Source organism: Paracoccus versutus (genome assembly GCF_029909795.1).
GTDB classification, from domain to species: Bacteria; Pseudomonadota; Alphaproteobacteria; order Rhodobacterales; family Rhodobacteraceae; genus Paracoccus; species Paracoccus versutus.
On sequence record NZ_CP038197.1, the window covers coordinates 1,015,331 to 1,029,019 of the forward strand.

12 protein-coding genes are annotated in these 13,689 nt (G+C 68.2%); 10 read left to right on the top strand and 2 right to left on the bottom strand.

All coding sequences use genetic code 11. The features are described 5' to 3' along the window. The first annotated feature begins 58 nt into the window (after positions 1 to 58). On the top strand, positions 59 to 2,986 hold the full coding sequence (locus tag E3U25_RS16215) for a calcium-binding protein (protein WP_281029315.1): 2,928 nt from the start codon (positions 59 to 61) through the stop codon (positions 2,984 to 2,986). 320 nt (positions 2,987 to 3,306) lie between these two features. On the opposite strand, the gene E3U25_RS16220 is transcribed toward E3U25_RS16215, so the two are convergent. Then, positions 3,307 to 4,059, bottom strand: a complete 753-nt coding sequence (locus E3U25_RS16220) for an ABC transporter permease (RefSeq protein WP_036759960.1) — start codon at positions 4,057 to 4,059, stop codon at positions 3,307 to 3,309. A gap of 268 nt (positions 4,060 to 4,327) precedes the next feature. Here E3U25_RS16220 and E3U25_RS16225 point away from each other — a divergent pair, with 268 nt between their 5' ends. The 8 genes from E3U25_RS16225 (at position 4,328) to E3U25_RS16260 (ending at position 10,288) form a co-directional block, all read left to right on the top strand. After that, positions 4,328 to 6,211, top strand: coding sequence for a capsule biosynthesis protein (locus E3U25_RS16225; RefSeq protein WP_244295250.1), 1,884 nt, complete (start codon positions 4,328 to 4,330; stop codon positions 6,209 to 6,211). A gap of 4 nt (positions 6,212 to 6,215) precedes the next feature. Then, a complete protein-coding gene (locus tag E3U25_RS16230) occupies positions 6,216 to 6,884 on the top strand; it encodes an ABC transporter ATP-binding protein (RefSeq protein WP_036753211.1) in 669 nt (222 codons plus the stop codon). 83 nt (positions 6,885 to 6,967) lie between these two features. After that, positions 6,968 to 7,393 (top strand): ketosteroid isomerase-related protein, encoded by a 426-nt coding sequence (locus E3U25_RS16235; RefSeq protein ID WP_072462355.1) that lies wholly within the window; start codon positions 6,968 to 6,970, stop codon positions 7,391 to 7,393. Continuing rightward, positions 7,390 to 7,971, top strand: a complete 582-nt coding sequence (locus tag E3U25_RS16240) for a GNAT family N-acetyltransferase (protein ID WP_072462356.1) — start codon at positions 7,390 to 7,392, stop codon at positions 7,969 to 7,971. The genes E3U25_RS16235 and E3U25_RS16240 overlap by 4 nt, the downstream gene beginning before the upstream one ends. 8 nt (positions 7,972 to 7,979) lie before the next feature. After that, positions 7,980 to 8,837: a carbon-nitrogen hydrolase family protein gene (locus tag E3U25_RS16245; RefSeq protein WP_072462400.1), complete on the top strand. Its 858-nt coding sequence runs from the start codon at positions 7,980 to 7,982 to the stop codon at positions 8,835 to 8,837. A gap of 54 nt (positions 8,838 to 8,891) precedes the next feature. Then, positions 8,892 to 9,236, top strand: a complete 345-nt coding sequence (locus E3U25_RS16250) for a phage minor head protein (protein WP_116222179.1) — start codon at positions 8,892 to 8,894, stop codon at positions 9,234 to 9,236. A gap of 15 nt (positions 9,237 to 9,251) precedes the next feature. Continuing rightward, the gene (locus E3U25_RS16255; RefSeq protein WP_116222178.1) at positions 9,252 to 9,710 is read left to right on the top strand and encodes a hypothetical protein; all 459 of its coding nucleotides are present in this window, start codon (positions 9,252 to 9,254) and stop codon (positions 9,708 to 9,710) included. Then, positions 9,710 to 10,288 (top strand): hypothetical protein, encoded by a 579-nt coding sequence (locus E3U25_RS16260; RefSeq protein ID WP_116222177.1) that lies wholly within the window; start codon positions 9,710 to 9,712, stop codon positions 10,286 to 10,288. The genes E3U25_RS16255 and E3U25_RS16260 overlap by 1 nt, the downstream gene beginning before the upstream one ends. A 1-nt stretch (position 10,289) precedes the next feature. Here the strand turns inward: E3U25_RS16260 and E3U25_RS16265 are convergent, their stop codons facing one another. Continuing rightward, positions 10,290 to 11,747, bottom strand: coding sequence for an MORN repeat-containing protein (locus tag E3U25_RS16265; protein ID WP_116222176.1), 1,458 nt, complete (start codon positions 11,745 to 11,747; stop codon positions 10,290 to 10,292). Between the two features lie 131 nt (positions 11,748 to 11,878). Between E3U25_RS16265 and E3U25_RS16270 the strand changes: the two genes are divergently transcribed. Continuing rightward, entirely contained in the window at positions 11,879 to 13,549 is a 1,671-nt protein-coding gene (locus E3U25_RS16270; protein WP_116222175.1) for an NAD+ synthase, read from the top strand. Positions 13,550 to 13,689 lie beyond the last annotated feature (140 nt).

Genomic DNA, 13,689 nt, shown 5'->3' on the forward strand with positions numbered 1-13,689 from the left:
AGGCCGGTTCGGCACCTTGTCGGGACAGGAACCAGACCCGCCACCAACGAAGCCCGCGATGCGATACCGTCACGTTGCCACCTATATCGGCCCCCAGGCCCCCTTCGTGACCAACATCACGAATCTGCGGAGTTTTTCCGGGCCGGACGGGCATGCGCTCTACAGCATCACCCATGTCGGCGGCGGCATCGCGGCCTATCGCGTCACCGCGGCCGACCTGCCGATCGAGATGATCGGCGCCCAGCCCCATGCCGCCTCGCTGGGCTACGGCGGCACCCCGGACGCCAGCATCGTCACGCTGAAGGACGGGCCGGTGCTGTTCGGCACCGGGCTGCGCGATGCGCTGGGCGCCGGCATCCGGCTGGACGACCAGGGCGGGTTTCGCGCCGAGGCGCCGCTGGCCGGGCCGGCCGGCCTGCCCGGCGACGTGATCCGGCTGGGCCAGTTCCAGACGACGCAGGGCGATTTCCTGTATTCGGCCCGCGACGGGCAGACCGCCTTCGACATCTGGCGGCAGGCCGCGGACGGCACCATCGCCCATGTCACCCAGGCGGCGCTGCCGCTCGGCTCGGGCGTGCAGGGGACCGAGATCGACGACATGCTGGTGGCCACCCTGGCCGACCGCAGCTTCCTCATCTCGGCCTCGGCCACGGGCAATTACGTCGCGGTGCAGATGATCCATGCCGACGGCTCGGTCGGCACGGCGCATATGCTGTGGTCCTGGCACGGCCTTGGCATGGACCAGCCCAGCCACCTGGCCACGGTCGCGGTCGGCGGCGTGACCTATCTGGTGGTCGCGGCGGCGCAAAGCTCGTCCCTGACCACCATGCGCCTGACCTACGAGGGCGAGCTTCTGCCGGCCGATCACGTCATCGACGAACGCAGCACCCGCTTTGCCGGCGCCACCGCGCTTGCGACCGCGACCCTGGACGGCCGCGCCTTCGTCTTCGTGGGCGGCGGCGACGACGGCCTCAGCGTCTTCACCGTCCTGCCCGAGGGGCGGCTGATGCATCTGGCCACGCTGGTCGATACCGACGACCGGGCGCTGGCCGATGTCTCGGCGCTTTCGGCGCTGGTGATCGAGGGCAAGATCGCGCTTTTCGCCTCGTCGCGGCGGGAAAGCGGCATCACGCAATTCGTCTTCGAGCCGGGCGGGATCGGCCTGACGCGGGTGGTCGGCGCAGGCTGGCAATCGGGAACCGAGGGCAACGACATGATGCAGGCCAGCGCCGAGACGCGCGGCCTGGACGGCGGCGCCGGCGACGACATCCTGATCGCCGGCGGCGGCCCGGTGCAGATGACCGGCGGCGCCGGCGCGGACATCTTCGTGGCGGCCGAGGTCAACGGCAAGATCACCATCACCGATTTCGAGCCGGGGGTGGATCGGCTGGACCTGTCCTTCCTGGGCATGGTCCGCAATGTCGGGCAGCTGGGGTTCCGGCCGGAAAGCTATGGAATCAGGATATTTTACGGAAATTCGGTTCTCTGGGTCATGACACGGGACAACACGATGCTGCAGGCGAGCGCCTTTGACAATTCGCTTTTCCCCATCGCGCACTACGCGGCCCCCGACATGCGCACGACGGTGGCCGGCACGGCGGGCAACGACACGCTGAACGCGAGCCACAACGGCTCGGACGTCTTCGGCCATGCCGGCAACGACCTGCTTCTGGGCGGACCGGGGGACGACAACCTCCAGGGCGGGGCGGGCAACGACACGCTGCGCGGCAATGGGAAGGATGACACGCTGGTCGGCCACGACGGCAATGACCAGCTGTTCGGCGGCGACGGAAACGACCTGCTCTACGGCGGAAGCGGCAACGACAACCTCGCCGCGGGGGCCGGCGCGGATGCGCTTTATGGCGACGCTGGCCATGACACGCTTGCCGGACATGACGGCAATGACCGGCTCTTCGGCGGCGACGGAAACGACCTGCTCCACGGTGGCAACGGCAATGACAACCTGGCCGGGGGCCCCGGCGCGGATGCGCTTTATGGCGAGGCCGGGCATGACACGCTGGCCGGATATGACGGCGATGACCGGCTCTTCGGCGGCGACGGAAACGACCTGCTTTATGGTGGAAACGGCAATGACAACCTGGCCGGGGGCCCCGGCGCGGATGCGCTTTATGGCGAGGCCGGGCATGACACGCTGGCCGGATATGACGGCGATGACCGGCTCTTCGGCGGCGACGGAAACAACCTGCTCTACGGCGGCAATGGCAATGACATGCTGCTAGGCGAAGATGGCGATGATCTGCTCCATGGAGACGGGGGGGACGATCTTCTGGAGGGCGGTTTGGGCAATGACACCCTTTTCGGCGGCGAGGGATATGACCTGCTGCGAGGAGGAGACGGCAATGACACGCTCAACGGCGGTGCCGGTCATGACACGCTTTACGGCGATGCCGGGGCGGACGTGCTTCATGGCGACGAAGGCCACGACCTGATCCATGGCGGCGACGGAGACGATACGCTGTTTGGCGGGGCGGACCATGACAGCCTGTTCGGCGATCTCGGCGACGACCTGCTCGACGGCGGCCCAGGCAACGACGACGTTTTCGGCGGCGAGGGCAACGACACCCTGATCGGCGGGGCCGGCCATGACAGTCTGTTCGGTGGGGCGGGCGACGACCTGCTTCAGGGCGGCGACGGCAGCGACACGCTTGCTGGCGGGGCGGGCTCCGACACGCTGGTCGGTGGGCTTGGGGCCGATGTGTTCGTGTTCTCGGCCGCCGAGGATCTGGACGGCAGCATCGATGTCATCCTGGATTTCCAGTCGAACGAGGACAGGATCGACCTTTCTGGCCTGTGGCTGACCTTCATCGGCACCGATGATTTTTCCGGTCTGGGGCAGGTTCGCGCCGACTGGTCGCAGGCGGGCGCGCATCGGCTGCTGGTCGACCTGGACGGTGATGGCACGGCCGAGTTGACGATCGCGCTGGGCGGGCTGGAGCAGTTGAACGCCTCGGACCTGCTTCTCTAGCGGTCGGGGGGCGCAGCGCATTGCCCCGTGATCGGCGCAGGGGCTGGAGCCTGCGGGTTCAGGCCTGGGCATGGCCGGATGCAGAGGCGCTGTCGGTGCCGGAGGGCGGGGGGACGGCGGCCGAGATACTCCCGATGCTCTGCCGTGCCGGCGGGCCTGGGGCCGATGGGTTCGTGCTCTCGGCGGGGCCGATGCCTGCGCGCCTGCCTGGTGCGCCTTCCGATCCGGCCCTGGGCGGCGAGGGCACGGCACAGGACATGGCGTGCGTCACGGCCCGGATCATGGAAGGCGGGGGGCCGGGGCGACGCCGCCCCCGCGCATCATCTTTCGAGGAGTTTCTGGTGGTTTCTCTCGAGCAGGGCGAGGCCGGCGAGCAGGAAGACCAGGGCGATGGCGACCACATAGGCCTGGCTGATATAGCTGGCCTCGTAGGTGGCGTAAAAGCCGCGGCGCATCAGCCCGGTGCAATGGATCAGCGGGTTGTACCACAGCAGGTCCTGCGCCCGGACCGGCATCATGTCGTAAAGGAAGATCACCCCCGAGATCAGGAACAGCGGCCGGGTCAGGATGTGCCAGATCCGCTCCCAGACCGGGAAGGCGTTCATCAGGTAGCAGTTCAGCGTCCCCACCCCGGTGCCCAGCAGCGCCACCAGCAGCAGCGCCTCGAAGACCCCGGCCATGTCCACCGGCCCCGGCAGCTGGTAGGCCAGGAAGATGCCGCCGATCACGATGGCGATCACCGCGACATGGGTCAGCGCGTTCAGCACCACCCGCGCCAGCAGCGCATCGAGGAAGGTCACGCTGGGATAGGCCAGGAAGGGCCGCGAGAAGCGGATCGAGGCGGCGGTCTTGTTGGCCAGGTCGGTGAACATGGCAAAGGGCAGGTAGCCGGTGGCATAGAACAGCGGGAAGTTCGAGCCCAGGCCCGGGCTGCGCAGCGCCATGCTGAACAGCACCGACAAAAGCGCCACGCCCAGCACCGGCTCGAGCACCGCCCAGACATAGCCGCCGGCCGAGCGGCCGTAGCTGGTGGCCATCTCGCGCAGCATCAGGGCCACCACGGTGCGCGGCATGCGAAAGCGCGGCCCGTTGCGCGACGGGCGCTGCGGCCGGCGGGTCGGGCCCGCATGGGCTGCGCCGGCATGGCTTTCGTCGGGTGGGCTTTCGCCGGCTGGGCTTTCGCCGGCACGGGCCTGGCCGGCACGGGTCTGGCCGGCTGGGCCTTGGGGGTGGCGGATTTCCGGGGCGGTATCGGACATGTGAACGCAAACACTGGTCTGGACGGGCGGCAATATGTAACAACTGCGCCCGAAAGGTAAACCAGCGAAAGCGCACCTGCCCGTGACCACCCCCTCCACACCGGCCGGCGGCAAGGCCGGCCAGCCAGCCGAGCCCGCCACCCGGCAGCCGGGCGCCGCCCTGCCGCGGCAGGCCGAGGCCGAGGCTGTCGCGCCCCGGCCGGCCGCGCCCGCATCGCAATCCGTATCCCAGGCCGCATCCCAGGCCGCAACCCAGCCTGCATCCCGGACCGCCGCCGAGGCGCCCGCCGCGGGCGCCCGGACCCAGCCTGGCCCGACCCCCCGCCCCTTCCAGGGCCAGCAGGGCCTGGGCACCCGGCCGCAAAAGCCGCAGGCCCCGGCGCGGGACACGGCCCAGGCCGCCCGCCCCGAGCCGCAGGCCCCAGAGGCCCGGCCAGGACAGCAGCCGCAGGCGGCAACGCCAGGAACGCAGGGGCAGCAGCCTTCCGCGCCGGCCGGTGCGCAGCCGGGGCAGCCGCAGAATCAGGCCCAGGATCGGCCGCAGGGCCGGCAGCAGCCGGGACAAGGCCGGCCGGCGGCGCAGGAATCGCCGCAGGATCGGCCGGCCGCGGCCGCCCCGGCCAAGCCCCAGGCACCGGCCAAGCCGCAGTCCCAGCCGCAGTCCCAGGCCAAGCCGCCGGCGCTGCGCCCGCAGGGCCAGCCGATCCCGGTCCGGCCCATGCCGCCGGCCCAGCCCGCCGCCCAGCCTGCCGCCCAGCCGCCCGCACCCCGGCCGGCGGCCCCCGTCCCCGCTCCGGCCCCCGCTCCGGCCCCCACCGCGGCCCAGTCGCTGCGCCCGCCCGCCCGCCTGGCCGAGCCGCAGCGCCGGCACTGGCTGATCCTGGGCTCGTTCCTGGCGCTGGTGGTGCTGCCGAGCCTCCTCTGGGCCGGCTATCTCTGGCTGCGCGCCGAGGACCAGTATGTCTCGACCGTCGGCTTCTCGGTGCGCAAGGAACAATCCACCCCCGCCATCGATCTCCTGGGCGGGCTGGCGCCGCTGGCCGGCGCCGGCGGCAGCGCCTCGGACACCGACATCCTCTACGAATACATCCGCAGCCAGGACATCGTCGAAAGGATCGACGCCCGGCTCGACCTGCGCGCCCGCTACGCGCGCGCCTGGCCGCATGACTTCGTCTTCGCCTTCGACCCCGAAGGCCATGTCGAGGACCTGACCGACTACTGGCAGCGCCAGGTCAAGGTGCTCTACGACAGCACCACCCAGCTCATCACGCTCAAGGTCAGCGCCTTCACCGCCCAGGACGCGCAGGAGATCGCCGCCGCGGTGTTCCAGGAAAGCTCGGACAAGATCAACGCGCTCTCGACCATCGCCCAGGACGACGCCACCCGCCTGGCCAAGGCCGAGCTGGACAAGGCCCGCGCCGAGCTGACCGAGACCCGCCAGGCGATGACCGCCTTCCGCATGCGCTCGCAGATCGTCGACCCCGAGGCCGACCTCGCCGGGCAGATGGGGGTGCTGAGCGGGCTGCAGGCGCAGCTGGCCGAGGCGCTGGTCGCCCACGACCTGCTTCTGGACAATGCCCAGCCCACCGACCACCGCGTCACCCAGTCCCAGCAGAAGATCGACGCGCTGCGCCGGCTGATCGAGGCCGAGCGAGCCAAGTTCGGCGCCGAGGGCCAGGGCCCGGCCGGCGAAAGCTATGCCCAGCTGATGGCGGAATACGAAAAGCTGGCCGTGGACCGCGAATTCGCCGAGGGCGCCTATCGCTCGGCCCGCATCGCCCATGAGACGGCGCTGGCCGAGGCGCAGCGCCAGGCCCGCTACCTGGCCGCCCATATCGAGCCCAAGGTGGCGCAAAGCGCGACCGAGCCGAACCGGCCCTGGCTCTGGGCGATGATCACCGGCATGCTGCTGGCCGGCTGGTCGATCCTGGTGCTGGTCTATTACAGCGTCCGCGACCGCCGCTAGCGCGATGATCCGGCTCGAGAACCTGACCAAGATCTACCGGCTCAAGGGCCGCGAGACGCTGGTGGCGGACAACCTGAACGCCGAGTTCCCGACCGGGGCCTCGGTGGCGCTGCTGGGCCGCAACGGCGCCGGCAAGTCGACGCTCTTGCGGATCATCGCCGGCACCGTGCTGCCCACCGCGGGCCGGGTGCTGTCGGACGGCACGATTTCCTGGCCGGTGGGGTTTTCGGGCAGTTTCCACCCCGAGCTGACCGGGGCGCAGAACGTGCGCTTCGTGGCGCGGATCTACGGCGTGGACACCGACGAGCTGGTCGATTACGTCGCCGATTTCGCCGAGCTGGGCCAGCATTACCACCAGCCCTTCGGCAGCTATTCCTCGGGGATGCGCTCGCGGCTGGCGATGGGCACCTCGATGGGCATCCATTTCGACACCTATCTGGTGGACGAGGTCACCAGCGTCGGCGACGCCAATTTCCGCGCCAAGTCCCAGCGCGTCTTCGCCGAGCGCATGGCCCGCTCCTCGGCCATCGTCGTCAGCCATTCCATGCCGATGATCCGCTCCATGTGCTCCATGGGCGCCGTCCTGCACAACGCAGGCCTCATCCTCTTCGAAAACATCGAGGACGCAATCAAAACGCACGAGGAAATCCTGAGACTCCCACAAGCAAGGTGAAAAGGGGGGGCCATCTCCGCCAAAGGGCGGAGGTGACGACAGGCACCCGGCGCGCTAGAGGGGGACCAAAGAAGGAGACCGCCATGGATACCAAGGCCCTGATCGCCGCCTATTACGACGCCTTCAACGCCGGCCGCACCGACGAGATGCTGGGCTATCTGCATGACGAGGTCGAGCATCACGTCAACGAGGGCGGCATCCGCCGCGGCAAGGCCGCCTTCGCCGCGTTCAACGCCCACATGACCCGCAGCTATCGCGAGGAACTGACCGACATGGTGATCTTCGCCAACGAGGCGGGCGACCGGGCGGCGGCGGAATTCGTGGTCAACGGCACCTATCTGGCGACCGACGAGGGCCTGCCCGAGGCGCAGGGCCAGACATACGTCCTGCCCGCCGGCGCCTTCTTCACCATCCGCGACGGCCGGATCGCGCGGGTGACGACCTATTACAACCTCGCCGACTGGACGCGCCAGGTTTCGGGGGAGGTTTCGGGGCAGGTCTCGGCGTGATCCGCACCGAATCCCTGACCGGAGAGGCGGTCGCCGCCGCGCTGGACGACCTGGCGCGGCTGCGCATCGCGGTGTTCCGCGACTGGCCCTATCTCTACGACGGCGACCTGGATTATGAACGCGACTACCTGCGCGCCTATCAGTCGCCCGGCGCGGTGGTGGTCGCGGCCTGGGACGGCGACCGCATGGTCGGCGCCGCGACCGGCGCGCCGATGGAGGACCATGCCGGCGATTTCGCCACCGCCTTCGCCAACCGGCCCGAGCGGCTGGACGAGATCTTCTATTGCGCCGAGTCGGTGCTGCTGCCCGAATATCGCGGCCATGGCCTGGGCCACGCCTTCTTCGACGGGCGCGAGGCGCAGGGCCGGGCGCTTGGCCGCCGCTACAGCGCCTTTTGCAGCGTGATCCGCCCCGAGGACCACCCACTGCGGCCCCAGGGCTATCGCCCGCTGGACGGGTTCTGGCTGAAGCGCGGCTATGCGCCCTTGCCGGGCGTGGTCGCCGGCTTCGAATGGAAGGACATCGGCGAGGCCGAACCCTCCCGCAAACCCCTGCAATTCTGGATGAAAACCCTGTGAGCCGGATCGTGAAAATCGCCGCCGCCGCCTATCCCTTCGACTGGCTGGCGGATCTGGACGCCTATCGCGCCAAGATCTCGGCCTGGGTCGAGCAGGCCGCCGATTGCGACCTGCTGGTCTTTCCCGAATATGGCGCGATGGAGCTGGCCTCGCTGGGCGGGCCGCTGGTCGCGGGCGACCTGGAAGCCTCGCTGCACGAGGTCGCCCGGCACGAGGCCGCGCGCGACGCGCTGCATGCGGACCTGGCGGCGCGGCATGGGGTGCATATCCTGGCCGCCTCGGGGCCCTGTTTCGACGGGCCGCGCCCGGTCAACCGTGCGGTGCTGTTCGGGCCGCGGGGGCGGATCGGCCATCAGGACAAGCAGGTCATGACCCGGTTCGAGCGCGAGGACTGGGACGTGGTCGGCGCCCCCGGCCTGCGGGTCTTTGACACCGAGGTCGGGCGGCTGGGCGTGCTGATCTGCTATGACAGCGAGTTTCCGCTGCTGGGCCGCGTGCTGGCCGAGGCGGGGGTCGAGGTGGTGCTGGTGCCCTCTTGCACGGACACGGTGGCGGGGTTCAACCGGGTCCGCATCGGCGCCATGGCCCGCGCGCTGGAAAGCCAATGCGTCGTGGTGCAGGCGCCGACCGTGGGCGATGTGGACTGGAACCCCGCCATCGACGAGAACCGCGGCGCCGCGGCGATCTATGCGCCCCCGGACGGGCTGTGGCCCGAAAGCGGTGTCCTGGCCGAGGGGCTGATGGACGTGCCCGGATGGGTCAAGGCCGAGGTGGACCTGGACCTCGTGGCCGAAAGCCGCCGCAACGGGCGGGTGCTGCCCTTCGCGCATTGGGGCGAGAGTGCAGCGATGCGGCTGGTGGATTAGAACGGGCCGCAACGCCCGCACCATTAACCGAATCTTGGCAGTTTCTGTTGGAGTATCCCCGGCGACACGGGGGTTCTCTGGCATGAACATGATCTATACGGAAGCGTATCGGACGGCGTTCGATGCTTATCTGCGCAAGGGCATTCCGATTCGGCTGACCCTGAAGCACAGGCTGGGCCGGCAGACCAATACGTCTGGCGCTGCCGGAACGACGATCGGGTGCGGACGACCCGTCGCGCGAACGACGGCCGGGTGTTTTCATGGGACGACCCGCCTGACACCGGCCATCCGGGCGAGGATTACAACTGCCGCTGCGAGGCCGTGCCCTATATGCCCGGCGAGACAGAGTTCGCGTCTCACGAGTTCACGTCCGGTTTCCCGCGCAGTTCCGTTCGGTAGGTAGACCTGGATTTCGTGTTCCACTACTATTTTGGCGGCGGCCGCGCCGTGACCCTCGATGAGATCGGGTATTTGCGCGGGATTGTCGAGCAGTATGCGTATCGCGATGGCGCAGAAGGGGCTTTTCCCAGACTTTCGGGGCAGATTGCTGATGCCGCCAGAAAGCAGGGAACCGGACCAGTTGCTTACGATTTCCGGTTTACTTACGATTTTGGTAGTGTCGCGTTTTCCCATGGCGACGGGACCGTCAAAGAATTGTTCATAGGATGGGCCGAGGATTATGGTGAGATCTTCCGTATTTCCGGCGACATCAGTTTCGAATTCACTGACGATTTCGTCGATCCGCTGGATATGAATTTCGAACCTGGGGGCACGCCCTATCACATCAGCGGAAGGTGGCGCACGAGTTTCTCGGCAGAAGTGCTCAAGGACCGCAAGCGCAGCATTTACTTTGATCCCAAGGAATCGCGATAATGCTGCGCAAGTTTGGCCGCCACCTGCTTTTGCTTCCGGTCTTTCTTTTCCTGCTGTGGGCGCTGGTCGCCGGTGTGCAATGGGTCAGACACGCGCCCAAAAGCGTGACGTTGCCAAATGGAATGATGTTCAAGCTGGAATACTACTTTCCCGGAGCGCCTATCGCATTGTTCGCAACCGATGGCAGAAAGATTCTGGCGCGCGAGATCGAGTTCGTTTGCTTCGACGATCGCTATGTCAGCATCACATCCTACAAACTCGGTGATTCTGGCATTTACGATGCCCAGACCAACGCCAAGGTTCGAGAGGAAGAACAGGACTCCGTGGAATATCTCCTGATGCACGCGCGCCGCAAAGCGTGCAACGGCTATTACACCGGCCTCCTTGGTGCTGTTTTTCTGCTCGATGGCCAGAAATACTCGTCGCTCCTGCCGCCCTGCGAATGGCGAAATCTCGACAATCCGGCGCTGAAGAACCGTGCCTGGTTCGACCGGCCCTGCGATGACAGATCATGGCGGGAGCCGCCCGCCTCATCCAACGCGAACAAGGCGAAGGCGGACGGCCGCCCCGAACCCTAGCCTATTCTGCCACGGCCGGCTCGGCCGGCACCGCCCCTTCGGGCGTCTCGGCGCCCTCGGGCACTGTCGCGCCCTCGGCGGGCACGGCCAGCCGGTTGTCTTCCCACTCGCCCGAGGCGACCTGGCCGGTGGCATAGCGCATCACGCCCGCGCCCTGGCGCTTGCCCATGACGAAATGGCCGGTATAGACGTCACCGTTGGCATAGGTCGCCACCCCTTCGCCGTCGATCTCGCCCTGCTTCCAGCTGCCTTCGTAGCGGAAGCCGTCCGGCGCGATCAGCCGGCCCTTGCCGTGGCGCAGCCCGTCCACGAACGAGCCGTCATAGGTGGTGCCGTCGGGATAGGTCGCCTGCCCCTGCCCGTGCCGCTGCCCGTCGCGCCAGGCACCGTTATAGACATAGCCGTCGGGATAGGTCATCCGGCCCTGCCCCTCGTTGCGGCCGCGCTTGAAGCCGCCCTCGTAGACCAGGCCGTTGGCGTATTTGGCGACGCCCTGCCCCTCGATCACGCCCGCGACCCATTCGCCGTCATAGCTGGCGCCGTCCGGATAGGTGATCAGGCCGCGGCCATGCGGCAGGTCGGCCATCAGCGCACCCTCATAGACTGAGCCGTCGGGATAGGTGATGCGGCCCAGCCCCTCCATCCGCCCCTCGACCCAGTCGCCGGTATAGACATAGCCGTCGGTGCCGGTGAAGGTGCCGACGCCCCAGCGCTTGTCGGCGCGGAAATCGCCCTCGTAGCGGTCGCCGTTGGCATAGGTGGCGACGCCCTTGCCCTCGCGCTTGCCATTGGCAAAGCGCCCCTCGTAGCCGTCGCCCGAGGGCTGGGTCAGCTTGCCCTGCCCGGCCATCTGCCCCGCCGACCAGCCGCCCTCGTAGACCAGCCCGTCCGGCATGGTCAGCTTGCCCTGGCCGGAACGCTGGTTCGCCCGCATCTCGCCTTCGTAGCTGGCGCCATCGGGATAGGTGATCTTGCCGAAGCCTTCCTTGACGCCCTGCTTCCAGTCGCCCTCGTAGCGATAGCCGTTGGGCTGGGTCAGCACGCCCTTGCCGTCATGCAGCGCGTTCAGGAAGCCGCCTTCGTAGACCGAGCCGTTGGCATAGCGCGCCACCCCCTGCCCGACGATCTGGCCGTCCTGCCAGTCGCCCTCGTAGCTGCCGCCGTCGGCATAGGTGATCTTGCCCTTGCCATGCGGCTTGCCGCCGGCGAAAGCGCCCTCGTAGACCGAGCCGTTGGGGAATTTCGCCACGCCCTGGCCCAGGATCTCGCCCTCGACCCAGTCGCCGGTATATTCATAGCCCGAGGGCAGCCTGTAGGTGCCGCGCCCGTGCTGCTTGCCGTTGCGGAAGGTGCCCTCGTAGACGCCGCCGTCGTCATATTGCTTGGTGATGACCGCTTGCGCGCCGGCCATGCTCGCGCCGGCCAGGATCACCGCGCAGGCGACAAGGGCTGCCTTCATGGGTGCTGCACTCCGCCTCGTTGCTGCTTTTGCCATCGGTTTATCGCAAGGGGCGCGCCGGCGCAAAGCCCGACTTTTCCTTTGCCGCGCCGTCGCCTATCAACGGGGGCAAGATCCGGTAAGGAAGCGCCATGACCGACACGTTCCGCATCACCCTTGGACAGCTGAACCCGACCGTGGGCGACCTGCCCGGCAATGCCGCCAAGGCGCGCGAGGCATGGGCCAGGGCGCGCGAGGCCGGCGCCAACCTGCTGGCCCTGCCCGAGATGTTCATCACCGGCTACCAGACCCAGGACCTGGTGCTGAAGCCCGGCTTCACGCAAGAGGCCATGGCGCATATCGTCGATCTGGCGCGGGATTGCGTCGACGGCCCCGCCATCGGCATCGGCGGCCCCTATGCCGAGGAGGACCGGCTCTACAACGCCTATTGGATCCTCAGGGGCGGCCGGGTGGCGGCGCGGGTGCTCAAGCACGAATTGCCGCACAAGCAGCTGTTCGACGAATGGCGGCTGTTCAACGTCGGCCCGATCTGCGGCCCCTATAGCCTGGACGGCCTGCGCATCGGCAGCCCGATCTGCGAGGACGCCTGGTGGCCCGAAGTGGCCGAGACCCTGGCCGAGACCGGGGCCGAGATGCTGCTGGTCCCGAACGGCAGCCCCTATCACCGCAACAAGCTGGACCTGCGCATGGGCCATATGGTCGCCCGCGTGGTCGAGACCGGGCTGCCGCTGATCTACCTGAACTCGGTCGGCGGGCAGGACGACCAGGTCTATGATGGTGGCAGCTTCGTGCTGAACCCCGGCGAGGACGGCGGCGCGGTCAAGGTCATGCAGCTGGCCCCCTTCGACGAGATGCTGGCCCATGTCGATTTCGCCCGCACGCCCGCCGGTTGGCGCGCGGTGCCCGGGCGCATGGACCACCAGCCCGACGAATGGGAACAGGATTATCGCGCCATGACGCTGGGCCTCAGCGACTACATGCGCAAGTCCGGTTTCCGCAAGGTGGTGCTGGGGCTGTCGGGCGGCATCGACTCGGCGCTGGTCGCCACCATCGCCGCCGACGCCATCGGCCCGGAAAACGTCCGCTGCGTCATGCTGCCCAGCGAATACACCTCGCAGGCCAGCCTGGACGATGCCGCCGATTGCGCGGCCCGGCTGGGCACGCGGCTGGACACGGTGCATATCGAGGGCGCCCGCGACGCGGTGGGCGACGCGCTGGCGCATCTGATGGCGGGCACACAGCCCGACGCGACCGAGGAAAACATCCAGTCCCGCCTGCGCGGCGTGATGCTGATGGCGCTGTCGAACAAGTTCGGCGAGCTGCTGCTGACCACCGGCAACAAGTCCGAGGTCGCGGTGGGCTATGCCACGATCTATGGCGACATGGCCGGCGGCTACAACCCGATCAAGGATCTCTACAAGACCCGCGTCTTTCAGACCTGCCGCTGGCGCAATGAAAACCACCGCGACTGGATGCTGGGCCGCACGGGCGAGGTGATCCCACCGCAGATCATCTCGAAGCCCCCCTCGGCCGAGCTGCGCCCGAACCAGAAGGACCAGGACAGCCTGCCGCCCTATGAGGTGCTGGACGCGATCCTGGAAGGGCTGGTCGAGAAGGACCTGGCGCTCAGGGATCTGGTCGCGCAGGGCTTCGAGCCCGAGACGGTCAAGAAGGTCGAGACCCTGCTTTATGGCAGCGAGTGGAAGCGTTACCAGGCCGCGCCGGGGCCGCGCATCTCGACCAAGGCCTTCTGGCTCGACCGCCGCTATCCGCTGGTGAACCGCTGGCGAGACCGGCTTTAGCGCGGCGCGACCGCCCTGCCCCAGCCGCCGAAACCGGGGGCTGGCGCCGCTGGCGCGCGATTAGCCGGGTCTTGCTGCAAGACGACGGTGAGGACGGCGCGATCTCGTTCGACGGCCATCCGGCGCCTCGGGCAAGGAAT